Source organism: Campylobacter sp. LR291e, from assembly GCF_008633915.1.
Taxonomy (GTDB): domain Bacteria; phylum Campylobacterota; class Campylobacteria; order Campylobacterales; family Campylobacteraceae; genus Campylobacter_D.
This window is the reverse complement of sequence record NZ_VJNV01000026.1, coordinates 46,129-71,968: the sequence shown is the minus strand read 5'-3', so window position 1 is coordinate 71,968 and position 25,840 is coordinate 46,129. Positions and strand designations below refer to the sequence as shown.

Annotated in this window: 19 protein-coding genes, 1 tRNA gene and 1 pseudogene; 11 read left to right on the top strand and 10 right to left on the bottom strand. The window is 29.9% G+C overall.

Going from position 1 to position 25,840, the window contains the following annotated elements; translation table 11 throughout:
* Nucleotides 1–87 precede the first annotated feature (87 nt).
* Together FMM58_RS05950 and rpsO are read right to left on the bottom strand one after the other, a co-directional pair.
* A complete protein-coding gene (locus tag FMM58_RS05950; protein ID WP_150140994.1) occupies nucleotides 88–996 on the bottom strand; it encodes a hypothetical protein in 909 nt (302 codons plus the stop codon).
* Between the two features lie 51 nt (nucleotides 997–1,047).
* Nucleotides 1,048–1,320, bottom strand: coding sequence for a 30S ribosomal protein S15 (gene rpsO, locus FMM58_RS05945; RefSeq protein WP_150140992.1), 273 nt, complete (start codon nucleotides 1,318–1,320; stop codon nucleotides 1,048–1,050).
* Nucleotides 1,321–1,467: 147 nt separating this feature from the next.
* Here rpsO and FMM58_RS05940 point away from each other — a divergent pair, with 147 nt between their 5' ends.
* Genes FMM58_RS05940 through FMM58_RS05920 form a run of 5 tightly spaced genes read left to right on the top strand, consistent with a single transcriptional unit; the run spans nucleotide 1,468 to nucleotide 5,935 of the window.
* Complete coding sequence (locus FMM58_RS05940) at nucleotides 1,468–1,872, top strand: Rrf2 family transcriptional regulator (protein WP_150140990.1); 405 nt, start codon at nucleotides 1,468–1,470, stop codon at nucleotides 1,870–1,872.
* Nucleotides 1,859–4,030 (top strand): flagellar biosynthesis protein FlhA, encoded by a 2,172-nt coding sequence (flhA, locus tag FMM58_RS05935; protein WP_150140988.1) that lies wholly within the window; start codon nucleotides 1,859–1,861, stop codon nucleotides 4,028–4,030. The genes FMM58_RS05940 and flhA overlap by 14 nt, the downstream gene beginning before the upstream one ends.
* A gap of 12 nt (nucleotides 4,031–4,042) precedes the next feature.
* Entirely contained in the window at nucleotides 4,043–5,080 is a 1,038-nt protein-coding gene (locus tag FMM58_RS05930) for a DHH family phosphoesterase (RefSeq protein ID WP_150180502.1), read from the top strand.
* Nucleotides 5,073–5,303, top strand: coding sequence for a hypothetical protein (locus FMM58_RS05925; RefSeq protein ID WP_150140984.1), 231 nt, complete (start codon nucleotides 5,073–5,075; stop codon nucleotides 5,301–5,303). Before FMM58_RS05930 ends, FMM58_RS05925 begins: the two co-directional genes overlap by 8 nt.
* Nucleotides 5,300–5,935 (top strand): hypothetical protein, encoded by a 636-nt coding sequence (locus tag FMM58_RS05920; protein ID WP_150140982.1) that lies wholly within the window; start codon nucleotides 5,300–5,302, stop codon nucleotides 5,933–5,935. The genes FMM58_RS05925 and FMM58_RS05920 overlap by 4 nt, the downstream gene beginning before the upstream one ends.
* Here the strand turns inward: FMM58_RS05920 and FMM58_RS08730 are convergent.
* The 3 genes from FMM58_RS08730 to FMM58_RS05910 form a co-directional block, all read right to left on the bottom strand.
* The gene (locus FMM58_RS08730; protein ID WP_190317956.1) at nucleotides 5,932–6,072 is read right to left on the bottom strand and encodes a hypothetical protein; all 141 of its coding nucleotides are present in this window, start codon (nucleotides 6,070–6,072) and stop codon (nucleotides 5,932–5,934) included. The two genes, FMM58_RS05920 and FMM58_RS08730, sit on opposite strands and share 4 nt — an antisense overlap.
* An 82-nt stretch (nucleotides 6,073–6,154) precedes the next feature.
* Nucleotides 6,155–6,790, bottom strand: coding sequence for a disulfide bond formation protein B (locus FMM58_RS05915; protein WP_150140980.1), 636 nt, complete (start codon nucleotides 6,788–6,790; stop codon nucleotides 6,155–6,157).
* 1 nt (nucleotide 6,791) lies between these two features.
* On the bottom strand, nucleotides 6,792–7,418 hold the full coding sequence (locus tag FMM58_RS05910) for a thiol:disulfide interchange protein DsbA/DsbL (protein WP_150140978.1): 627 nt from the start codon (nucleotides 7,416–7,418) through the stop codon (nucleotides 6,792–6,794).
* A 602-nt stretch (nucleotides 7,419–8,020) separates the two neighbouring features.
* Between FMM58_RS05910 and FMM58_RS05905 the strand changes: the two are divergent.
* The 4 genes and pseudogenes from FMM58_RS05905 to FMM58_RS05890 form a co-directional block, all read left to right on the top strand.
* Nucleotides 8,021–9,082 (top strand): annotated as a pseudogene (locus FMM58_RS05905) (tyrosine-type recombinase/integrase); the annotation flags it as partial.
* A gap of 150 nt (nucleotides 9,083–9,232) precedes the next feature.
* A complete protein-coding gene (locus FMM58_RS05900; RefSeq protein ID WP_150139705.1) occupies nucleotides 9,233–9,610 on the top strand; it encodes a hypothetical protein in 378 nt (125 codons plus the stop codon).
* Nucleotides 9,611–9,613: 3 nt separating this feature from the next.
* A complete protein-coding gene (locus FMM58_RS05895) occupies nucleotides 9,614–9,988 on the top strand; it encodes a hypothetical protein (RefSeq protein ID WP_150139707.1) in 375 nt (124 codons plus the stop codon).
* 61 nt (nucleotides 9,989–10,049) lie between these two features.
* Nucleotides 10,050–10,124 (top strand) — tRNA-Gly (locus FMM58_RS05890).
* Nucleotides 10,125–10,332: 208 nt separating this feature from the next.
* On the opposite strand, the gene dnaE is transcribed toward FMM58_RS05890, so the two are convergent.
* Nucleotides 10,333–13,923 (bottom strand): DNA polymerase III subunit alpha, encoded by a 3,591-nt coding sequence (dnaE, locus tag FMM58_RS05885; protein ID WP_150139709.1) that lies wholly within the window; start codon nucleotides 13,921–13,923, stop codon nucleotides 10,333–10,335.
* 66 nt (nucleotides 13,924–13,989) lie between these two features.
* Nucleotides 13,990–14,400, bottom strand: a complete 411-nt coding sequence (locus FMM58_RS05880) for a hypothetical protein (protein ID WP_150139711.1) — start codon at nucleotides 14,398–14,400, stop codon at nucleotides 13,990–13,992.
* Nucleotides 14,401–14,526: 126 nt separating this feature from the next.
* On the opposite strand from FMM58_RS05880, the gene FMM58_RS05875 reads away from it, so the two are divergent.
* Nucleotides 14,527–14,937 (top strand): CoA-binding protein, encoded by a 411-nt coding sequence (locus FMM58_RS05875; protein WP_150139713.1) that lies wholly within the window; start codon nucleotides 14,527–14,529, stop codon nucleotides 14,935–14,937.
* A complete protein-coding gene (gene ilvA, locus FMM58_RS05870; protein ID WP_150139715.1) occupies nucleotides 14,924–16,132 on the top strand; it encodes a threonine ammonia-lyase in 1,209 nt (402 codons plus the stop codon). Before FMM58_RS05875 ends, ilvA begins: the two co-directional genes overlap by 14 nt.
* 502 nt (nucleotides 16,133–16,634) lie before the next feature.
* Here ilvA and FMM58_RS09180 read toward each other — a convergent pair.
* The 3 genes from FMM58_RS09180 to rpoB all read right to left on the bottom strand — a co-directional run bounded on the left by FMM58_RS09180 (nucleotide 16,635) and on the right by rpoB (nucleotide 25,785).
* Nucleotides 16,635–16,757: a hypothetical protein gene (locus FMM58_RS09180; RefSeq protein WP_263312599.1), complete on the bottom strand. Its 123-nt coding sequence runs from the start codon at nucleotides 16,755–16,757 to the stop codon at nucleotides 16,635–16,637.
* Nucleotides 16,758–17,111: 354 nt separating this feature from the next.
* Nucleotides 17,112–21,659, bottom strand: coding sequence for a DNA-directed RNA polymerase subunit beta' (rpoC, locus tag FMM58_RS05865; RefSeq protein WP_150139717.1), 4,548 nt, complete (start codon nucleotides 21,657–21,659; stop codon nucleotides 17,112–17,114).
* Nucleotides 21,652–25,785, bottom strand: a complete 4,134-nt coding sequence (gene rpoB, locus FMM58_RS05860; protein WP_150139806.1) for a DNA-directed RNA polymerase subunit beta — start codon at nucleotides 25,783–25,785, stop codon at nucleotides 21,652–21,654. The genes rpoC and rpoB overlap by 8 nt, the downstream gene beginning before the upstream one ends.
* Nucleotides 25,786–25,840: the final 55 nt, after the last annotated feature.

The window sequence follows — 25,840 nt, the reverse complement described above, 5'->3', positions numbered from 1 at the left end:
AAAAATTTATCTTTCATATAGTTTTATAAATTTTTGCAATCAAATTTTAAATATTATACAAAAATATTTTAAGTTATTTAAAAAAAATCAACCACCCTTGAACAAATCAATAGTATCTTTAACTATACTTATAGCACCTGCTAGGGTTATAATAAAGGCGATTAAATTTATTCTATTGTCCCTTTTTCTCTGTTTATTATCATCATATTCTTTTTGTTCAATTTCAATAATATCTATAATATCTTCTGCTTGTGCCTTTACCTCTGCGTATTTATCGCCTATTTTATAATACTCTTCTATTATATTCCAAAGTACATGAAGTTGTTGTCTGCTGTGTTTTACTGGATTTGAAAAAAAGTGCTTTAAGCCAAAGATATAAATTTGCTTTCTAATATCACTTGCATTTTTATGTTTTTTGTCAAAATAAAGAGTAGAGGTATTTTGTAAAAACTCATCAATTTTTTCCATATAAGCTATATAAAGGGCATAAAGAATCAAGGTATTTTCAAATTTTTCATTTTGTTCGTTTTTAGAATCTGCATCAATATTTACAAAATTGTTTAAAAATAAAAATCCACTTTCTCCAAAAACTACCTTAATATCAGGGTTATCATAACAATTTTCATCATTAATTGTAAGTGTAAATGAATTTCTTAAATGTTGAGAAATTCTTGCATTTTCTATATTTTTATAGTTTGAAATTTCGCTTTGGTCCATATTTTTACAATCCATTTTCCTACTAAAATAATAAACCTTGCCCTTATTATCACTTCCTTTAAAAAGAGAGGCTTGAATTCTTATATTAAAAAATTCAAAGACATATTCTTTATATATGTTTATATAGCATTTAAAATCATCTTTTAAAAGTCCATGTAAGAAATTAGCCTTTTTATCTTGGTTAAGTTCGTATCCCTTTGGTATATTATTTACAACATTTATAAAAAATTCTTTTTCAGGTATAAAAAATTCGTCTTTTTTTTCCTGTTCTTCATTCATGCTAATCCTTTGTAAGAAAAATTTGGATTAAGCTAAGCCCTAGAATAGGGCTTATTTATCTCTAAGATTTAATTCATTAATAAGTTTGCTATAGCTTGTATAATTCTTTCTTTTAAGATATGCTAAAAGTCTTTTTCTACGACCTACAAGCTTTAAAAGCCCAAGTCTTGATGAAAAATCTTTTTTGTAAATTTTTAAATGTTCAGTAAGTTCTGAAATTCTAGTACTTAATAGTGCTACTTGAACCTCAGTTGAACCTGTATCTCCAGGTTTTCTAGCGAATTTCGCAACAATTTCTGCTTTTTTAGCCGAATCCAAAGCCATTTTAGACCTCCTGATTGGTGAATTTAAAACTGCGATTATAACCCAGAAAAACAAAAAAAAAGCTGAAATTACACAATTTTAAATGATTTTATAAGATTAATTTATTATAATTAGCCATACTTTATTTATTTTTTTAAGGAGTTTTTCGTGCTTTTTACCAAGGCTAGCGAATATGCTTTACTTTCTTTGATTTATATTGCACAAAAAGAAACACCACAAGATGTCGATACAATGGCTATTGAACTTGATATTCCTAAGAGTTTTTTAGCTAAGATTTTGCAAAATTTGGCAAAAAATGGTTTATTAAAATCTTTCAAGGGTGCAAAGGGTGGTTTTATACTCATTAAGGACCCAAAAGAATATACTTTAAAGGAAATTATAAATGTAGCTGAAAAAAAGGAGGTAAATGTGTTTGAATGTAGCAGTGGAATTTGCCCTAATCAAAAAGGTGATTGTGGCTTATTGTCTATGTTAGTGAATTTACAACACAAGATTGATGAATTTTTACTTTCTATTTCTTTAGCAGATATTATAAATAATGGCAAAAAATAAAATAGTTGATTTAGTTTTCCCATTTTTAGGACCTTTAATAGCCCCTATTGTAAAGGCAAAAAGCCTTACTATAGTAGGTTTTTTAGTTTGTATTTTAGCTATTATAATAGTCCCTTTACCTAGTGCCTTACTTGATTTTTTCTTAGCACTTTCTATTTCTTTGTCTGTGTTGATTATTTTAATTTCAATTTATATACCAAAGCCAACCGACCTTACTACCTTTCCAACGCTTATTTTGATTATAACCTTATTTAGATTATCATTAAATATCGCAACTACTCGTATGATTTTGAGCGAAGGTCAGAATGGACCAGAAGCAGTTAGTGAGATTATAGCGGCCTTTGGGAATTTCGTAGTTGGTGGAAGTTATGTTATAGGTATTATCATTTTTTCTATCTTAGTTTTAATAAATTTTATGGTAGTTACAAAGGGTTCAACTCGTGTAAGTGAAGTGCAAGCAAGATTTACGCTTGATGCTATGCCAGGTAAGCAAATGGCGATTGATGCTGATTTAAACGCAGGTTTGATTGATGAAAATACTGCCCGTGCTAGAAGACAAGAAATAATAGCTGAGGCAAATTTTTACGGGGCAATGGATGGTTCTAGTAAATTTATAAAGGGTGATGCAGTTGCTGGGATTATCATAACAATCATAAATTTAATAGGTGGCTTTTTAATAGGATCTTTTCAACACGATATGAGTTTAAGCGATGCAGCAGAGGTCTTTACAAAATTAACCATAGGTGATGGGCTAGTTTCTCAAATTCCTGGACTCGTAACTTCAACTGCTACTGCTATTATAATTACCCGTGCTAGTAAGGATGAGGATAACTTTGCAGAAGGTTCATTAAAACAGCTTTTAAATGAGTATAGAACCCTTTTAATAGTAGGCTTTATTTTATTTATCTTTGCCCTTGTACCTGGACTTCCTCATTATTCTTTAGGCTTTATGGCATTGGTATTTTTAAGCCTTGGCTATCTTACAAAACAAGTTCAAGAAGGAAATATTGACATATCAATTACTAAAAAGGCAAAACCTGCAGCTCAAAAGGGTAGCGAGGCTACTGCAGGACAAACCTTACAAGCCCATAAGAAAAGTGAAGAAGAAATCATAAAAGAAGAAGAACATAAAATCAATGATATCTTAAAGGTTGAAATTTTAGAACTTGAATTAGGTTATGGCTTGATTAAACTAGCAGAAAGCGAACTTACTGAAAGAATTCGTTCTATGCGTAGAAATATAGCCGAAAGCCTTGGTTTTTTAATGCCTAAGATTAGAATTAGAGATAATTTAAATTTAAAGCCAAATGAGTACAACTTTAAATTCAAGGGAAATTCTCTAGCCCTTGTTGAAATTTACCCTGATAAATATTTGGCTATGGATAGTGGTTTTATTACAGAAGAAATTGAAGGCATTGCTACAAAAGAACCTGCTTTTGGTACGGATGCACTTTGGATTGATGCAAATTTAAGAGACGAGGCTACCTTAAATGGTTATATAGTTATAGAACCAGCCAGTGTAATAGCTACTCATATGAGTGAGCTTATAAAGGCCCATGCTTATGAGCTTTTAACTAGACAAGAGGTGCAGAATTTACTCGAAAAGGTTAAGGCTGATTATCCTATCATAGTTGATGGGGCAGTGGGGGCTACTTCTCTTGGAATGATACAAAAGGTGCTCAAAGACTTGTTAAAACATAAAATTCCTATTAAGGATATGCTAACTATCTTAGAATCAGTGCAAGACGTTGCAGAAGTAAGTAAAAGCTTTGATACCATTATAGAACATGTAAGGGCATCGTTAGCAAGGACTATTACAAATATGTATTTAAATGATAAGGGAATTTTAGATATCTTTATGCTTGATTCTGGAATTTCTAGCGTTTTAATGCAAAATATACAATTTAAAGATGGTGTTTATCATTTGCCTTTAAGTGTGGCCCAAACTGGCGTTATTGTTGAAACCTTAAAGCAAGAATATGCTGCAGTTGCAAATGGTCGGATTAAGCCTTTTATTTTATGTGTTGATCCACAGCTTAGAAAATTCTTTTCTAATCTTTGTTTTAATTTTAATCTTAATATCGTGGTTATTAGCTTTGCTGAAGTAGCTGAAAATACGAATTTTAACACAGAAGGAATTATTAAGATAGAATTTTAAAAAAGGAAAAAAATGAAAATTTATCACTTATCACATACGGATTTAGATGGTTATTCTTGTCAATATATTACAAATTTTTATTTTAAAAATTTAAGATTTTATAATTCAAATTATGGAAAAGAAATAAATGAAAATTTTAATATCATTTTAGAAGATATTAAAAACGATGAAGAAAAAAAAGCTTTAATCTTAATTACTGATTTAAATTTAACCCTTAATCAATGCGAGGAATTTGATAAAATTTGCAAGGAAAAAAATATAAAAATTTTATTGCTTGACCATCATCAAAGTGGGCTTGAATGTATGCAAAAATTTGATTGGTATTTTTTAGATTCTACTCGTTGTGCTACTAAGATTGTATATGATTTTTTTTCTAAAATTTGCGTAGAAAATGAAGAACTTAGCGAATTTGCAAGGGTTGTAAATGCTGTTGATATTTGGCTTAAAGAAGATAAATACTTTGAACTAGGTAAGGTTTTTTTAAATTTAATCGCAAATGCAAAGGAGATTAATCGGGTTATGTTTAAAAACGAAAGCATTAATTATTTTTTCTTTTTACTTAAAAATGCTTGTAAATTTATACATAAAGAAAATGCAAATATAGCACTGGATAATGCCATTTATTTTATAAAAAAAGATTATTTTTCTTCTTTAAATGATGATACTTTAGCAAATTTAATATCTTGCTTTGTGGTTGAAATTCTAAGCAAAGAAAAAGAAAGGTTTAGAATTTATTATGAACGCAAAAAGGGTATTTTAACCTATAATATAGGCAGTACTTCCATAATAGGCAATGATTTTTTAGTTAAAAATCCTGATTATGATTTTTTTGTTGATATAAATTCTAGAAAGGCTGTAAGTTTTAGGGCAAATGGGAATTTTGATGTAAGTTTAATGGCTAAAAAATTAGTAGGGGGAGGAGGGCATAAAAGTGCAAGTGGTGGGCTGTTTGCAGGATTTAAGGATAGCAGTAATTACAATTATATAAGGGCTCAATTTATCGATTTAATCAAGTCAAAAGAAGTAAAAAAGGAAGAAAAAAGTGAGTGAGAATTTAAAAGAGATTATAGATAATTTACAATATGAATTAAGCATCACCCTTGAAGCCTTACTTTTAGTTTTTGGGGTAAAAAGGGATAAATTAGAAGATGCAATTGAAATTTATATAGAAAATATAGATGAAGTGCTTAAAGATTCAAAAAATGAAGGGGTTGATGAAATTTTAGAAATGCTTGAGTATCTTAAAAAAGAACACAAAGAACTTTTTAAGTGAGAATTATCTTTTTTTTGTTTTTTATGATTTTATCCTTAGGGGCAAATGAAATTTATAGTATTTTAAATGATTTTGCCTTTGAAAAGAAAGAAAGTAAAAATTTAAACATTGTTGAAAGTAGGGTGCTTACCCTTAAAAAAGATAATCAAAAATGCCTTGAAATCTTGCTTAATGATAAGGAAGTTAGAATTTTAAATATCTTTGAATATTGTGAGAATTTAAGCAAGAATAGTGCTTTTAAAGCTTATTTAGAAAATGAGTTTTTTGACCTTTATAAAAATGATTATAGCGAATTTATAAACTTGCAAATTAAAAATTTACAAAGGGCCATGCAAGATATTATGCTTTATTATAAACTACACTTAACTTTTACAAATGATTTAAAAACAATGAGTAAGCTTGATAATTTAAAGCTTGAAAATTTAGATAAAAAAGAAGGTGGTAATATTTATTTTTTAGTGGAAAATAGGGCGTGTGTTGAACTTTCTTTTTTAAGGATTAATGAAAAAATGGCAATGTTTGTAAAAGCCTTAAAAAGCAATGAAAAAAATTGTCAAATTTTAACAAATTCTCCAAGTTTTAAGCAATTAAGCCTTATTAAAGATGAAGTAAAAAGCTATATTTTAGACTAATTTTTACTAAATAAGGTTTTTATTTTTGAAAACAAAGCATTAAAAAAAAGTGCTAACTGGCATTTTTCCTTTTTGCCTAGGGTTTGAAAGACGCAAGTATCTAAATCTCTTTTTTCTTGTATACTTAAATTTTTCATAAAATATAACCTTATTATAAAAAATTGATTAAGTTAGAATTATAGCATATATATCATAATATGTGACATTTTTTTAAGAATTTTAAGAACTTTTTTTAACTTTAAAAATATTTAAAAAATAAAGATAAAAAGATATAATCCATATTATAAGAAATAGCATAAAAAAGATAAGGCAAAACTGGGGCATATTTATAAGATTAAGCTTTGGGATTAAATACCAGCCATTTTCATAAATACCACCATTTCCTATAAAAAATTCTTGCAAAGAGCTTAATATAGTATCTTGGCTTATATATGGTCTATCGTTTCCACATTCTGCTAAGGGCAAAAAAAAGCTTGGGAAATACTCATGTAAGGGTAGATTAAAGATAAATTCAGGTATTTGCTTACAACCACTTAGTGCTGCAAAGGGATTTAGCTCATCCATTGCCTTATAAATTTTTGTTAAATAAAAACTATGTTTTAAGCCTAAAATTAAGCCAGAAAAGCCTAAAATTGCACAAATAAGGCTTATTAAAAAATTTGGCTTAAAAAGCATTATAAAACTAGCAAATATTAAAATTAAAATATCAAAACGAATATAAACGCATTGTTCGCAAGGTCTCATAAAAAGGTATTTTTGGAAGAAAAAATGCGATAATAAAAAAGGAATTAAAAAAAATAAAAAAAGCAAAAACCATATAAGTCTTTGCTTTGAAAATAGAGCATTTTTTAGCATTTTATTCTTTTTTGCTAAGTTCTTCTATTAAATTTTGTAAGGCTTCAAGGGAGATAACTGCTTCTGGCTTGATTTGATACTTACCATTTACCACAAAAGCAGGGGTCCCAAAGGTCCTAGCAACTTCATTTGCGTAAGCATATTCATTTAAAATATTTTTTGCCTTATCACTTTGCAAGGTTTTATTTAGTTCTTCCTTTGAAATTTTCAAGTTTTGCAAACTAAAATTTACAAAAGCATCAATATCATTAAATTCTTGTTTATTAACAAAATAAGCCCTAAAATAAGCATCTGCAAGTTGCTCGCTTAAAGAGTTTTTATCACTAGCATCTGTATTATTTTCCTTATCTTTAAGATAGGCATAGGCAAAAAATTCATTCATTTGACTAGCGATTTTACCATTCATAAGACTTACTGGGTAAATATTAAAGCTTAAATTTGGAAGGGATTTTTTAAGCTTTTGAAGTGTGCCAAAATGATGATGATTGTAGCAGTGCCCACACCTATATGCAAAGATCTCAATAACTGAATTTTTAGCGTTATTAAAGGGCTTTTCTAATACTATATAATCTTCACAAAAACCCAAAACAAAAGCTGAACATAAACAAAGTATAGCCTTTTTAAACATTTCTTTCCTTTAAATTAAATTCAAAAAGCAAATTATAATGAAAAAAACTTAACTTTTTAAAAATTTTGCAAAATTAAGTAAAAAATTTAAAAAATAGGGTGAAATTTATAAGCCTAAATTTTATCAATTTTAGTATTTTTTGATAATTATATAAATATAAAATTTGACTTAATAGTATAAAATTTAATTTTTTATTTATAAAATTTTAAAATAGATTGTAAAATAATGCAAATAAATTTACTCATTTTTATATGCTAAATTTTATGGATAAATTTTTTTCACACAAAAGGTAAAGTTACCGAAAACCTATAAATTAAGGCTTAAATTTTTTAGTGGGGGAGAAATATATGAAAATAAAAAAAAGTTTGAAAATTATAGTTTTCAATACAAAATTATAAATTTAACTTAGATTTTACCTTTTATCATATTATTATGTGTATAAATTAAGATTAATTTTATATTTATTATGATAGTAATATAATTATAATTTTAAAAATTATATTTTTAAAAAAAAGCTTTTTTTTACTAAATTAATATTAAAATATCAAAATATTTTTTAAAGCCATTCTAGGCTAATTTTTAAAACTTAGGAAAATTTTTTAATGAAATATCCACTTGATTGTGAAGACAATTTTGAAAAATCTCTTTTATTTTGGTTAATGCGTTATGTTAAATTTAAACTTAGTTCTTTATCTAATAAGGAGCTTAAAAACCCAGAAGCACTTGGAGAGGTAAATTTGATGCTAAATCGTGGCGTTAAAAATATAGAAGAACTAGACGCCCTTACAAAAAAGGCTAGAAATGCTGGATTAAACGGCGTTAATACCTATTTTAACCCCTTAAAAAAATTATATGAATATCTTTGTCATTATAGGCTTTATTCTTTAAAGCAAATTGATGAAAATTTGATTATTGAAATCCTTGCAAGTATCACAGGTTCGCTTTCTGATGCAAGTAAGAAAAATTATCGTATAGCCATGATTAATTTTTTTGATTATTTAGATAAAAATAATGAAGAGGATGAAAAGGCACATGTTTTTGATATAAGCCTTAAAAATTGGGCAGGTGTGGCAGGTTATAAAGGCGTTAAATTGCCTGAGTTTATGAGCGAGGATGAACTTAGTAAATTTCTTAATGCCATTGAAACTACCGATTTTAAAAGCAATACTATTAGAAATCGTTTAATACTTAAAATTATCATTTTTACAGGCATTAGAGTAAGCGAGGCCTTGCATATTAGAATGAAAGATATAAACGAAGAAAATGATTTATATACCATTAGAATTCGTGGTAAGGGCAATAAATACCGCGTTGTAATGATTAAAAAAGAATTGATAGAAGAACTTTTAAAAAATGTAAAGATTAACTATGCTAGTCAGGACGCCTTACTTTTTGTTAATAAAAAAGGAACCCCACTAACTCAGGCTTATATCAGCCGTATAGTTGAACAAATTTTATTTCGTGCTGGAATTCGTAAGCAAAAAAATGGTGCACATATGTTAAGGCATACCTTTGCCACTCTACTTTATAAAAAACAAAAAGACCTTGTATTAGTCCAAGAAGCCCTAGGTCATGCAAGTGTTAGCACCTCTAGGATTTATACGCATTTTGATAATGAAAAATTAAAATTAGCAGCAGAGATCGCACAAGAATTAAACAATAATAAAACAAATGATGATGTTTTTAATATAGATGATGAAAATTTAGATATTGATGAGAATAATTTAAATTTAGATGAAAAAAATGAGCAATAAATTTATTTTTGCTTAAATTTTTTGCTAAAATATTTTTAAAATTTCACAAAAGGAAAGAAAATGAAAAAAGACTACGGCACTTGGCTTTTAGAAAAAGGCGTTAGTAAAGATGAAGAGGTGAATTTTCACCAAGTACCTCTTGATTTAATAGGTATTTCAGGTCCAAATTCCTTTGTTTTTATGGTTGAAACAGATGGAAATGAAGAAGAATACGGCATTGCATTTTCTTTTGATGAAAATATTTTAAATGATTTAATTATTCTTGATGAAAGTTGTGAAAATAAGATAAATGAGCTAAAAAATGGTAAAATTCCAAATGTAATTAAACTTGATAAAACCATAACTATACCCCTAATTACTGCTAATATAGGTGAAGAAATTCAAAATGAAGAACAAGTTTTTGTACCCTTAGTAATTAAAAAAATTAGCAAAGCTTAAAAAATGCAAGATTATGGCTTATGGCTTTTAAAAACTGGCAAGGTCGGTAAGGATAGCAAGGGGCAAGATAAGGAAATAAAACTCTTTGATGTTCCTTTAAATAAATTAATTATCATTGATAAAAATCTTTTTTCAGCACAAGGTATGATAAAGGATTACGAGGTTAAATTTGATTTTGATGAGCATATTTTAAAAGAAATTTTAATCTTAGATGATAGTTTAAAATTTGAAGAAATTAATTTTAACAAAACTCCACAAAGCTTTAATTTTGAAAAAGCCTTAATTATCCCTTGTATAACTTGCGTTCTTGGACAAAATTTGGTAGGTGAAAATTTCATACCTCTAGTTGTAAGGAAAATTAGTAAAGATAAGGTTTAATTGCCCTATTTTTAAAAAATCTTGACAAAGGCTTGAAAATTTATTATAATCATATTCTTTTGCGGGAATAGCTCAGGGGTAGAGCATAACCTTGCCAAGGTTGGGGTCGCGAGTTCGAATCTCGTTTCCCGCTCCATTTTAAATATAATTATATTTTAAAATATCAATTTTTTATTTTAAAATATTTTTTAAACTTCAATTAGCATTAAAAATTTAAAGTTTTTAAGGGTAAAATTATCTTGTTTTTTAAAATTTTATTTTTTAAAATAAATTAAAGAATATATAATCCCTTTAAGAGCTATTTAAAAAAACTAGTCTCACAAAGCTAAAGAATTTTAATAAAATCAAATCGCCCTATTTTCATACTTTTCAAGTTCTTGCATGGTTTGTTCAGGTATTATAAAATTTGTATGATAAAGCAGACAAGAATCAGTGCTTACAACGCGTAAAATAAGCTTTTTATTGCCCTTTTCATAAGGATTATGTTTTTTTGTGGCAAGTTCATAAATTTGATAAATTATATCTTTATTTAAGGTGCTTAAATCAAGTTTTATAACCTTACTTTCAAACTCTAAAGGCTCACTAGTGAAATTTTCTTTATAAGTTTGCTTTTTCTTTTTAGGTTTTATATTTAAATTCTTTAATTCATCAAGCCTTTTGATATCCTTTATAAAAAAACTAAGCTCCCCTTCTTCGTTTTTATAGCTTAAAATAAAACCATAGGCTAAATTTTTGCTTTCATTATTTTCATAAATTTTTTCAATTAAATCTATATTTGATTCAAAAATCATAGCCTCAAAACTAGAATAAAAATCCAAAATTTCAACTCTCCCATATCTTTTAGTATTTTTACTTATTAAGGACTTAAAATTTTCAATTCTTCCTATGCTTAAAAGTTCCCCATAACCACTTAAATTTTCAAATTCAATACTCTTTGTATATTCTATATCTTTAAATTCATCATAAAATTTATCCAAAGGATGACCTGATATATAAATACCTAGAATTTCCTTTTCAAAGCCTAGTTTATCCATTAAATCAAATTCATCATCGTTTTTTTTAATATCTACCTTAATGCCACTTGTAAGCTCACTTACGCTAAATAAAGACTGACTAGCCTCCTTTCTAATATTAGCCATTTTTCTAGAACTTTCAGCCATAATATCAAGATTATTAAAAAGGCATTTTCTAGTATAATTAAACTCATCAAAGGCTCCTGCTTTTACTAAGGCTTCTATGGTTCTTTTATTAACTTTAGCTGGATCAATTTTATTTAGAAAATCATCAATATCCTTAAATTCGCCATCTTTTCTAGCTTCTAAGATATTTTCCACAGCCCCTATTCCAACGCTTTTAATAGCCCCAAGCCCGTAAACTATAGCATCTTCTTTATCATTTATAGCAACAGCACTAAATTCCCTTATAGCCTTATTTACACTAGGTGGTAAAAGTTTGATATTCATTTTTTTCATCTCATCTATGTAAATAGCTACCTTATCTACATTATTTTCTTCGCTTGTTAAAAGTGCGGCCATAAATTCACTAGGATAATAAGTCTTTAAAAAAGCCGTTTGAAAGGTAATCATAGCATAGGCTGCTGAGTGAGATTTATTAAAGCCATAACCTGCAAATTTTACTATTAACTCCCATAATTCTTCTGCTTTTTTTCTATCATAGCCTTGATTTTGTGCTCCATTTGCAAATTCATCTTTTAATTTTGCCATTTTTTCAGGGTCTTTTTTACCCATAGCCCTACGAACCACATCAGCCCCACCCAAAGAAAAGCCACCTATGATTTGTACTATTTGCATAACTTGTTCTTGATAAACAATAACCCCATAAGTTGGCTCAAGCACTTCTTTTAAGTTATCAAAAGGATAAACTATTTTTTTATGCCCATGTTTTCTTTCTATAAAATCATCAAGCATACCCGATTCCATAGGTCCTGGTCTATAAAGTGCCAAAACAGCGATAATATCTTCAAATCTTTCAGGTTTTAATCTCGCATTTAAGCTTTGCATACCTCCTGATTCTATTTGAAAAATTCCTAAGGTATTACCACTTTGTATAGTGTTATAAACCTTTGAATCATTTACATCTATACTTTCCCAAATTATTTCTTTATTATATCTTTGCTTAATAAGCCTAATGGCATTGTCGATTAAGGTTAAGGTTTTAAGTCCTAAAAAGTCAAATTTGATTAAATCAACACTTTCTAAATAATCCTTAGAATACTGCGTTACTAAGTGATTTTCATCATTTTTTGCCTGTCTAAAAAGAGGAGTTTTATTCCATAAGGGCTCATTTGATATAACCACACCAGCTGCGTGCATTCCCGCGTTTCTATTAAGTCCTTCAAGGGCTTGGGCGTATTCCCAAACCTCTGAACCCTTTGGGTGATTGTTTATAAATTCTCTAATCTTTGGTTCTTTTTCATAGGCTTCTTTTAATGTAATTTTAAGCTCATCAGGTATAAGCTTTGCAAGTGCATCAGCATCGGCTATTGACATATCGCAAACCCTAGCCACATCTCTAATTACTCCCTTTGCTAGTAATTTACCAAAGGTAATAACCTGTGCTACCTTATCACTTCCATATTTTTCAATTACATAATCAATAACCTCCCCTCTTCTATCCTGACAAAAATCCACATCAATATCAGGCATTGACACTCTTTCAGGATTTAAAAAACGTTCAAAAAGCAGGTTATAAGGCAAGGGGTCAATATCTGTTATTTTAAGGCAATACGATACCAAACTTCCAGCAGCTGAGCCCCTACCCGGTCCAACTGGAATTCCTTTGTCCTTTGCAACCTTTATAAAATCATGTACTATTAACATATAGCCTGAAAATTTCATTTCTTTAATGATTTTAATCTCTCTTTGAAGCCTTTGCTTATATTCTTCATGTTTATTTTCATCAACAAATTTTAATCTTTCTTCAAGTCCTTTTTCACATAAAAACTCAAAAATCTTATCATCATTATCAAAGCTAAATTCCTTAAATTCTTCATCTAAACTAATATTAAATTCTTTTGCGTAATTTCTTGTAAATTTAAAATTTGGAGGAGTTGCATCGCCTAGTTTTATTTCTAAATTACATTTTTGAACTATTTCTTGGGTATTTGATATAGCCTCTGGGATATCTAAAAAAATTTCACTCATTTGGGCTGGAGTTTTTACATAAAATTCATGTACGCTATGTCTTAATCTATCAGGGTCATTTAGCTTTTTTCCCATTGCTATACACATGAAAACTTCATGTGCGCTTGCCCTTTCTTTAAAGGTATAATGCGTATCATTTGTAGCTATTAATTTTATATCAAGTTCTTTGGCTAATCTTATAACATCATCATCAATTAATCTTTGATCTTCTATCCCATGCCTCATAATCTCTAAATAAAAATCATCCTTAAAAACACTCTTATACCACAAAGCAATCTCTTTTGCCACCTCGTAGCCTTTCGCACCAAATTTAACATTTCTTTCATTATGTATATTTAAGTGCCAGTTTATCTCACCTTGCAAACAAGCAGAAGAACAAATAAGCCCTTCGCTATGCTTTGCTAGAAGTTTTTTATTAATACGAGGATAATAATAAAGCCCCTTTATATAACTTTGTGAGCTTAAATACATTAAATTCTTATACCCTACTTCGTTTTTTGCATAAAGACAAAGGTGGAAACGTTGGCGAGAGCTTTTATCACTTATATCATCGTTATTATGTAAGTATGCTTCAATGCCAATTATAGGCTTTAAGCCGTATGATTTCATAGTCAAAAAAAAATCAATAGCCCCAAACATATTACCATGGTCTGTCATTGCAACGCTGGTTGCCCCTTGTTCTTTTAAGGTTTGGGCTAGTTCTTTAAGTTTATTTGCCCCGTCTAAAAGCGAGTATTCTGTATGTAAATGAAGGTGTGTAAATTCACTCATTTTTATCCTTAAAGGCTAGTTTTATAAATGCAATTATAGCCTTTAAATTTTTTAATTTTGCTAAAATTATATAAAAATATAGTTCATTAATTTAGCCAAAATAACGATAAAAAAGCATATTATAAAAACAATAGGATGAACAAATTTTCCAAGATGGTTAGGTTTTTTTAATAAAAAATAATAAGTTAAAGAAAAAATAACTAAACAAAATATAATGGCTGCTAAAAGCATTTTTATTAAAAAAAGTAAATTTAAGGGATTAAAATGAAAACTAGCCATAGCCCCACCACTTAAAAATAAAAGCAAAACTATAAAGGGCATAATTTTTACTGCATTATTTTTAAAAAACTCACTTCCTAAATTTGCATTTTTCCTTTTAATAGGACCTAGAATAAATAAATCAACAAATAAATAACCTATAAAAAATATCGCACAAAATAAGTGCAAGATTAAAATATAAGGGTAAAGTTCTAACATAATATCTCCTTTTTTTAAGTGATTTTACAAAAAAATATTTTAAAAAAAATTAGCCTTTGTTAAAAATTGATTAAATTTAAGCAAATTGTATTATAATTTAGCTTTTTATTTACAAAGAAAGAGAATATGCAAGAAAAGATTGATTTTATATTAAATACCATGAAAAATATCGCTATTATAGGACTTAGCCCGGATAGTTCTAAGGCTTCTTATATGGTGGGTAAATTCTTACAAGAAAAGGGTTTTAATATCTTTCCTATTTATCCAAAAGAAGATAAAATTTTAAATAAAAAAGTGTATAGAAATTTAAAAGAAATTAATAAAAAAATAGACACTTGCATAATGTTTAGAAAGGGTGAGTTTGCTAGTGAAATTTTCCCACTTATTAAAGAAAAAAATATTAAAAATTTCTGGCTACAACTTGGCATTGTAAATAACGAAGTAGCAAGACTTGCACAAGAATGTAATATAAATTTTATACAAGACAAATGTATAATGCTAGAATTTCAAAAAAGGATAAAAGATGATAGAACTTAACAAAATTTATAGGGCTAAACAACAAATTTCAAATTATATTTCTAAAACGCCCTTTACTTACTCGCCTTTTTTAAGTCAAATGCTAGATACAGAAATTTTTTTAAAAAGTGAGAATTTGCAAATTACAGGGGCTTATAAGATTAGAGGGGCTTATAATAAAATCTTAAATTTAAGCGAAGAAGAAAAACAAAAAGGAGTTATTGCTGCAAGTGCTGGAAATCACGCACAAGGAGTGGCAATCAGTGCTAGAAATTTTGGCATAAAGGCTGTTATTGTAATGCCTGAGTCAACCCCTCTTTTAAAGGTGAGTGCTACAAGGGCTTTGGGAGCTGAGATTATCTTAAAGGGAGATAATTTTGACGAGGCCTTTGCCTTTGCTGTTGATTATGCAAAGAAACATAAATTAAGCTTTGTTCACCCCTTTGAAGATGAAATGGTAATGGCTGGACAAGGTACTATAATGCTTGAAATGTTAAATGATGTGGCTGATTTGGATATGATTATAGTGCCAGTTGGAGGAGGAGGCTTGATAAGTGGCGTAGCAAGTGCTGCAAAGCAAATAAATCCAAATATAAAGGTAATTGCAGTTAGTGCAAAGGGTGCCCCTGCCATGTATGAAAGCTATCGACATAAAAAGGCAAAGAATTCAAAAAGCGTTAGGACCATTGCTGATGGTATAGCTGTTAGGGATGCTAATCCTAAGAATTTAAATATTATACTTGAGTGCGTTGATGAATTTGTGCAAGTTGATGATGAAGAGATTGCCGAGGCTGTTTTGTATTTGCTTGAAAAACACAAGATTATCGCAGAAGGGGCTGGGGCTGTTGGGGTTAGTGCACTTTTACATAAAAAAATAAAGCTTAATAATGCTAAAAAGGTTGGCGTTATAATAAGTGGTGGAAATATTGACGTACAAATGTTAAATATTATCATAGAAAAGGGACTTTTTAAGGCATATCGCAAGATGCAAATAAATGTTACACTAATCGATAAACCCGGCGCACTTTTAAGCTTAACTGATAGTCTTAAAAGTGCTAATGCAAATATAGTAAAAATTGATTATGACCGCTTTTCAACTAAGCTTGATTATGGGGATGCTATGATTTCTATAACGCTTGAAACAAAGGGCAAAGAACATCAAGAAAAGGTGCGTCAAATTCTAAGCCAAAAGGCGTTTAATTTCTATGAAGAGTGAAATTTTTTCATAGAAATTTGTTTGTGAATTTTTTGTAGTGTTATTGTTTTGTTATTTCTTATAAATTTATATTTTTAATTATGATTTTAAAATTTCTTTGATTACTATATATCTACTTCTTCTGGAAAGCTTGTTTCTATGCCAAGAGTTGAATAAAATTTATTTAGCCTCGGTTTTGTTTATAGGGTCATGGGTTAGTCCTTAAATTTTTAATTAATAAAAATTTTTTATTATTCTAACATTTTAAATGGGTATTTTTTCATACTTCTTTCATATAGTATAGATTAAAATAATCAATATTTAAAACTAAACTTTTAGAATCTACCCAAAATATTATATACTTTATAATAAGTACTATCATTTAATCTTAATTCATCATCATAATTTTTTCTTGTTGAACAAGTAAGATTGATATTTTTGTACCAAATTCATATTTTATAAAAGGAAAATAATCTTGCGTTGGCATTTTAGCTGATAAAATCAGTTCTTTTAAACATAATGATTAGTCAGTATCACCTTGTAAATTTTCTAAATCAAGTATATTATATACTTCTTTAATGGTTTTATTATAATAAATTATTTCTTCAAGTCCTGCTATATAAGTAAAATATCTAAATTTAAGCATATCATTAATAACTTCATTGTGATATCCTTTCTTTCTTAATTCATATTATCTAAAAATACGTTATCTATATCATAAAATCTTTGTATATAAGCAATTTTATATTTATATTCTTTTATTCTACTTATATCATTAATGCATATTTCTATTGCAGTAATAATTTTTTAAAACTATCTTTTATAGTTTTTCGTATAAGTTCTTTATTGTTAACAAATTCTTGTTTAAGGGTATGCTTATGTATTTTAAAATCATATAAAAAAGCCCCACACACTTCACTAATAAAACAAGTAAAAATAACAATAAAAAAGAATTTTTTTAAAAAAAATTTTAGAGATAAAGGGTCTAAAAATTTAGACCCTAATTTTGTTCTTTAAGCTTTAAATTATTTTCATCATAAAGCCCAGTACCAACAGGAATCATTCTGCCAAGAATAACATTTTCTTTCAAGTCTTCTAAATAGTCAAATTTCCCAGCTATACTGGCTTCTGTTAAAACCTTTGTAGTTTCTTGAAAAGACGCAGCAGAAATAACACTATCGCTTCCAATAGCAGCCCTTGTAACACCCAAAAGCACAGGTTCGGCAATAGCAGGTTCTCCGCCCATTTTTATAATTCTTTCATTTTCTTCCCTAAATTTTCTCCTAGAAACTAAGTCCCCTTCTATAAATTTAGTATTACCACTATCAATAACCTTTACCTGTCTTAGCATTTGAGAAACAATAACTTCTATATGCTTATCAGATATCACAACGCCTTGACTTCGATAAACTTGTTGAATTTCAGAAATCAAATAATAATGCAAGGCCTTTTCACCTAGAATTTTAAGCACGTCATGGCTTGAAATAAACCCATCAGTTAGCTTTTCACCAGCATGTATAAATTCGCCTTCTCTTACTTGAATATGCTTTGATTTGTCTATTAAATACTCAACACTTATCCCATCTTCTGTTTCAATGATAATCTTTTCCTTTGAACGCAAAGGCTTATCAAAATGGACAATCCCATCAACTTCTGCAATCATAGCTATATTTTTTGGTTTTCTTGCCTCAAAAAGCTCACTTACCCTAGGCAAACCACCCGTAATATCCTTTGATTTTGCAACTGCCTTTGGAGTTTTAGCTAAGATATCAGCCTGTTTTACACTATCTCCATCATTTACAAAGATAACTGTTTTTGGTTCAAGTTGATATTGTACGCTTTTACCATTTTTTCCTGTGATAATAATAGCCGGACGAACCCCACTTGGAATATATTCATTTATAACCAAAGAACGTTTTCCAGTGGCTTCATCGACTTGTTCATCAGCAATATAACCTATTTCAATGCCATCAAAACTAACAACACCATCAATTTCAGCAATTGTAGTATTATTATAAGCATCCCATTTTGCAATTACAATTTTTTCTTTTTTAGAAGCACTTGCTAAAATGGCATTAGGGTCATCTATCTCAACGCTATCGTTAAATTCTATCCTACTTTCTCTAGGTATATAATGCCTTTTTGCCTCTCTATCATTTTCATCAGCCAATACAACAAAAAAGCCTTTTTCTTTTACAATATCGCCTTTTTTGATATTTTTAACTCTATCAAGTCCATCGCCTTTAAGAACATAAAATTTTAAAATTCCTTTCTCCCCTGCCCTTATGTTTTGTACCACAGGGTCGCCATCTTTTACTAAAATTTCACTAGCAAAAGGAATTCTATTTGGTATATTCCAGCCTTCTTTAATCACTTCAACTATGCTTTCATTTTCTTCAATCTCGCTTCCATCAGTATAAGGCAAGTATAATTTTCCATCTATGTTACCACTTACACCAGCTAACTCATTTGGCTTAGCTAGATCATATTTTCTAAGTGTAAATTTAGTCTCATCTTTTTTATTTTTAAGAGTAATAGTGACATCATCATGTATATTTTCAATGCTAATTACACCCTTAAAAGGTGCCTTTATTTTCGGTTCTACAAGGAAAACTGCAGCATTTCTTCTATTGATTACTATATTCTTACCCTCTTTGTTTTTATAGGTTTTTAGATTATAAAATCTTATAAAACCTTCTTTTTTAGCACTTACTTGTCTATCTTGTAAATCAGTACTTGCAGTACCACCACTATGGAAAGTCCTAAGGGTTAATTGAGTACCTGGTTCGCCTATTGATTGGGCTGATATAATGCCTACAGCTTCGCCTGGTTTTACCATTTTACCATCCCCAAGATTGATACCATAGCATTTTGCACAAATTCCCTTTTTAGCCTTACAAGTAATAGGAGTTCTAATATTTACGCTTTTAATACCACTTTCAGTGATAATTCTAGCCTTTTCTTCATTAATCAAAGTACCTTCTGCAAATAAAACCGAATTTGTTATAGGGTCGATTACATCCTCTGCTAAAATCCTACCTAAAATTCTTTCTTCTAAGGTTTCAACTATAGAACTATCAGCTGTTATTTCATTTATCTCAATGCCCTCATGAGTACCACAATCTTCAATGGTTATCTTAACATTTTGTGCCACATCAATAAGCTTTCTAGTTAAATAACCAGCATTTGCAGTTTTAAGAGCAGTATCTGCAAGACCCTTTCTAGCCCCATGCGTTGAAATAAAATACTCAAGTACATTTAAGCCCTCTCTAAAATTTGAGATAATAGGAGTTTCTATAATAGAACCATCAGGCTTAGTCATCAAACCACGCATAGCAGCAAGTTGTGAAATTTGTGCTGCACTCCCCCTAGCACCAGAATCAGCCATCATATAAATAGAATTAAAGCCATCCTTATCTCTTTCAACTAAATCCATCATTTCTTTTGAAAGTTTGTTATTTGTACTCTTCCAAATATCAATGATTTTATTGTATTTTTCGCTCGAGGTAATAAGACCAAGATTATAAGAATTTTGAATTTCGCTAACTTGCTTTTTAGCATTTTCTATTTCTTTTTGTTTGTCTTCTGGCACGATAATATCAGCAATTGATATAGAAATTCCAGCCTTAGTTGCATATTCAAAACCTAAATTTTTAAGCTTATCTAAGAAACTTGCCATAATCTCTAAACCACCATTTTTATAAATATAATCAACCAAATTTGCAATATCTTTTTTCTTTAAAACCTTATTCCACATATTTTCAGGGACAAAATCAGGTAAGATATTTTTAATAATCAAACGACCAGCAGTGGTAGTAATTTTACGTTCATCAACCATAGTTTGAATATTTGCGTGTATATCAAGGCATTTTAATTGTAAGGCAATCATTACCTCATGAATTCCAGTACAAATTTTATGGGCTCCTCTAGCCCCTGTTTTTTCAAGTGAAAGATAATAAATTCCTAAAATCATATCCTGACTTGGAACGGTTACTGACTTACCACTTGCAGGTAATAAAATATTAGTAGATGAAAGCATTAAAACCTTGCATTCTGCAATAGCTTCTTGAGAAAGTGGGACGTGAACTGCCATTTGGTCGCCATCAAAATCAGCATTAAAGGCAGCACAAACTAAAGGATGAAGTTGTATAGCCTTGCCCTCAACTAAGACAGGGTGAAAGGCTTGAATAGAAAGTTTATGCAAGGTAGGAGCACGGTTAAGCATAACAGGATGACCATTAACTACTTCTTCAAGACACTCCCAAACCTCGTTAGTTTTATTTTCTATCATTTTTTTAGCTTGTTTAACAGTGGTAGCATAACCCTTTTCTTCAAGTTTTGCTAAGAGATGTGGTTTAAAAAGTTCAAGTGCCATTTTCTTAGGCAAACCACATTGGTCCATTCTAAGCTTTGGACCAACAACGATTACGCTACGACCAGAAAAGTCAACCCTTTTTCCAAGTAAATTTTGTCTAAAACGACCTTGTTTTCCCTTTATAATCTCACTTAAAGATTTTAATGGACGTTTATTTGCACCCTTTACAGCATTTGAACGGCGACCATTATCAAAAAGAGCGTCAACTGCTTCTTGTAACATTCTTTTTTCATTTCTAATAATAATCTCAGGTGCATCAAGTTCCATTAATTTTTTAAGTCTAGTGTTTCTATTAATTACACGGCGATATAAATCATTTACATCAGAAACAGCAAATTTTCCTCCATCTAATGCAACCAAAGGCCTTAAATCAGGTGGTAAAACAGGTAAATTTGTAATCATCATCCATTCAGGGCGATTAGGAACAGTGTCCTCACTATCTCCATTTGAATTTGAATTTAAAAAATTCTCAACTACTTTTAACCTTTTAATAATAGTCTTTTTCTTAGCCTCTGAGTTAGTAGCTTGTAATTCTTCTTTTAATTGATTTAACAAAGATACTAGGTCTAAATTTGCTAATAAATCCCTAACAACTTCACCACCCATTCTAGCCTTAAAACCACTATTTTCATATCTTTGCATTAAATTTTGATATTGTTCTTCGTTTAATACATCACAATGTGCGACTTTTTTTGTATTGTCATTATCATAAAAAGCCTCGCCTGGTTCTTCAACTATATAGGCTTCATAATAAAGCACTCTTTCTAAGTCTTTCATTTTAACGCCTAAAAGCGTTCCTATACGACTTGGCAAGGAATTTACGTACCAAATGTGTGCTACTGGGGTTACTAATTCTATGTGTCCCATTCTTGAACGACGAACCTTTGAACTTGCTATTTCAACGCCACATTTTTCACATTTTGTGCCTTTAAAACGCATTTTTTTATATTTACCACAAAGGCATTCATAATCTCTAATAGGACCAAAAATTTTAGCACAAAAAAGCCCATCTCTTTCAGGCTTTAAGGTTCGATAATTAATAGTTTCTGGTTTTTTAACCTCTCCACATGTCCAAGATTTTATTTTTTCAGGGCTTGTAAGTCTTAATTGAAAGGCTTCAAAATCTCTTGGTCTTGTATCTTCTTCTATTTTTATAGTCTTAAATTTACTCATTATCATCGTCCTTTTCAAAAATTTCAACATCTAAGGCTAGTGATTTTAGCTCATTTGTTAAAACAAAAAATGTTTCTGGAATTCCAGTTGCAGGTACATTTTCACCCTTGGTTAAGGCTTTATAAGCATTGAAACGTCCTTCAACATCATCTGATTTTACGGTTAACATTTCTCTTAAAGTATGTGCTGCTCCATATGCCTCAAGTGCCCAAACTTCCATTTCACCAAATCTTTGACCACCAAATAAGGCCTTACCACCTACTGGTTGTTGTGTTACTAGGCTATAAGGTCCAGTACTTCTTGCGTGTATCTTTTCATCTACTAAATGGTGTAGTTTTAGCATATACATACAACCAACATGCACCCTTTCATCAATCTTTTCTCCTGTACGTCCATCATAAAGCTCAGTTTTTCCATCCACATCAATCTTTGCCATTTCAAAAAGCTTTCTAAATTCTTCTATATTTACGCCCTCAAAAACAGGGGTAGCAAATTTAACACCTCTAGCCCAATCTCTAGCATAATTTAAAAGCTCATCATCGCTTAATTTTTTAATGGCATCTTTTTCACTTGCAAGACGGGAAATAGAACATATTTCAAGCATTTTATTTCTTAATTGTTTAATATAATCTTTTTGTTTAGCATTAAAAATATCTTGAATTTGTTCTCCTAATTTAAGCCCTATAAATCCCAAATGACTTTCTAAAATTTGTCCTATATTCATACGACTTGGAACACCTAGTGGATTTAAGGCTATGTCTATGCTTCTTCCGTTGGCTAAATAAGGCATATCAATTTCAGGTACTATAGTAGAAACTATGCCCTTATTTCCGTGGCGACCTGCCATTTTATCACCAACTTTAAGCTTTCTCTTTGTGGCTATATAAATTTTTACAAGTTTTACAACACCACTTGGCAAAATATCATCTTTTTCTAAAATTTCAAGCTTTTCATCGTGTTCAGCCTTTAATTTTTTCTTTTCACCTTGAAAATAATTTTTAAGCTCTTCGTATTCTTTTTGAATATCCTTTGAATAAGCTTTTATCAAGGTAGTTAAGGTAAAGCGATTAAATTTTTCTAAGTCGCTAACTTCGACCTTTTGCCCTTTTTTATAGTTTTTATTATTAATTTTTTGACCACTAGCAAGATGGGCCTTTGATAAAAGAGAGATTACTCTTAGCATTTCTTCTCTATCCATCATTAAAAGCCTATCATGGTGTTCTTTTTCAAGTGCTACCTTTTCTTTATCATAAGACTTCATAGCCCTACTATCTTTTTCATAGCCCTTTTTAGTGAAAATTTTAACATCAACCACAACACCTTCCAAAGAAGCAGTAGCGTATAAAGATTTATTTACAACATGTCCGGCTTTTTCACCAAAAATAGCTCTCAATAGCCTTTCTTCAGGAGTTGGCTTAACCTCTCCTTTTGGAGAAACCTTACCTACTAAAATCATACCTGGCTTAATGTGAGTGCCTATCTTAGCAATACCACTTTCATCAAGGTGTGCCACATCTTCTTCTTTTATATTTGGAATATCCTTTGTAATCTCTTCAACCCCATCTTTTAATTCTCTTGCTTCGATTTCTTTTTCATAAATATGAACGCTAGTAAAAACATCATCTCTTATAATTTTTTCACTTACTACAATGGCATCTTCGTAATTATAACCATTCCAAGACATAAAGGCTACTAAAACATTCTTGCCAATAGCTAATTCTCCTTGGTCCATGCTAGGACCATCTGCTATAATTTGCCCTGCTTTAACAACTTCGCCTTTTTTTACTATAGGATGTTGAATATAGGTTGTATTTTGATTTGTTCTTAAATTTTTTTCCATTATATAATGGTCTATAAAAGGTCCCTTATCATCTTCACCTAGTATAAATATGCTTTTATTATCAACCTTTTCAATAACCCCGCCTCTTTTTGCCTTAATAGCCTCCCAAGCATCTCTTGCGATAATCCTTTCCATACCTGTTCCAACTATAGGTGCAGCTGTAGTTAAAAGTGGTACGGCTTGTCTTTGCATATTTGAACCCATTAAAGCACGGTTTGCATCATCGTGTTCTAAAAAAGGAATTAATGATGCTGCAACGCCAACTATCATACCAGAACAAAGGTCTATTAATTGTACGTCTTCTCGCCTTGCAAGCGTGGTTTCTCCATCTTGTCTAACCTCTATAAAATCTTCTAAAATATTACCCCTTGCATCAACCTTTGTAGAAGCAGGAGCTATAAAAAGTCCTTCTTCTTGAGTGGCTGTTAGATATACAATCTCATTTAAAACTTTACCATTTTGAACCTTTTTATAAGGAGCTTCAACAAAGCCAAGTTCATTAACCTTTGCATAAGTAGAAAGTGTATTAATAAGCCCTATGTTTTGACCTTCTGGCGTTTCAACAGGACAAATTCTACCATAATGAGTAGCATGTACGTCCCGTACCTCAAAACCTGCCCTTTCTTTTACTAAACCACCCTCGCCAAGTGCTGATAAACGGCGTTTATGAGTAACTTCGCTTAAAGGATTTGTTTGGTCCATAAATTGAGAAAGCTGACCACCTGTGAAAAATTCCAAAATAGTTGTAGTTATCATTTTTGGATTTATCAAATCATAAGGCATAACCTTATCAATATCTGCATTTAAGGCTGTAAATTTATCTCTAATAGCCTTTTGCATTTTAGCAAGTCCAAGGTGAAGTTCATTTGCTAATAACTCACCGATAGAACGAATTCTACGATTTCCTAAATGGTCTCTATCATCAATATGACCTTTTCCATTTTTAATCTTTATAAGATATTTTGCAGTTTTTATAATATCTTCATTTGTTAAAACGGTCATGTATTCAGGTACTTCAAGCCCTAATTTATGATTCATTTTCATTCTACCAACTTTGGTTAAATCATATCTTTCAGGATTAAAAAATAAATCGTTTACAAAAACCTTTGCTGCCTCTTTTACAACAGGTTCTCCAGGTCTCATAACCTTATAAATTCTAATAGCAGCTAAGTCGTTTTCATCATCTATATTTTCACTTTGTTTTAAAAGCTTTAAAGTTTCATTGTCTTGTACAAAGGAATTTAAAATAGCCGCATCAACACCATTTGCCATATCATTTGCTATATCAAAGCTTTTTTGTTCCTTAATCTTTGTTAATTTAGCCTCGTCAATTTGAGTTATAGAATCAAAAAGTACTTCTCCTGTATCACTATCTATTATAGGATTAGCTAAATAGCGATTTACCAAGGTATCAGCAGGATATTCTATCCATTTTAAACCATCTTTTATAAGTTGGTCGCTTTTTTTCTTAGTTAATTTTTTACCAGCTTGATGAACAATATTGCCTTTTTCATCTTTAATATCGTATTCTACTCTATCTATAAAATTATTCGGGTTAAATTCAGTTAAAAATTTATCTTTTTTAACAAAGATAGTTTGTATAGGGTAAAATAATCTTATAATATCTTGTTTTTTATATCCTAGGGCCCTAAATAAGATTGTTATAGGCACCTTTCTTCTTTTATTTATCCTTACATAAAGTACGTCTTTTGCATCATATTCAAAATATAGCCAAGAACCCCTATCTGGTATGATTTGGGCTGTATAGACTAATTTATTTGCGACCGTTGAACTTTCTTCTTCTTTAAAAATAACGCCCGGGCTTCTATGAAGTTGATTAACAACCACCCTTTCAACGCCATTAATTATAAAAGAAACCCTATCAGTCATCAAAGGAATATCGCGTATAAAAATATCTTGTTCTTTAATATCTTTTATGCCTACCTTTTCTCCACTTTTTTCATCTTTATCATAAAGTGTAAGGCGAATTTTCATTTTTAAATTCACAGAATAAGTAAGCCCTCTTTCCATACATTCTCGTATGGTATATCTTGGCTTTGTAATCTCACTACTAACATATTCTAAACTTAAACGATTTTGTGGGTCGTGTATAGGAAATATAGATTTAAAAACCTTTTCTATGCCACTTTCACTATTTGTATTACTAAGATTTAAAAAATAATCAAAACTTGCTTTTTGTAGTTGTAAAAGATTTGGAATTTCTATTTGTTTTGAAATATTTGAGAAATCTGCTCTTAAACGATTTCCTAGCTTATTGTCTAACATATTACTACCCCATGGTAAATTTGTCATAAAAAGAAGACCTAAAAAAATAGGTAAA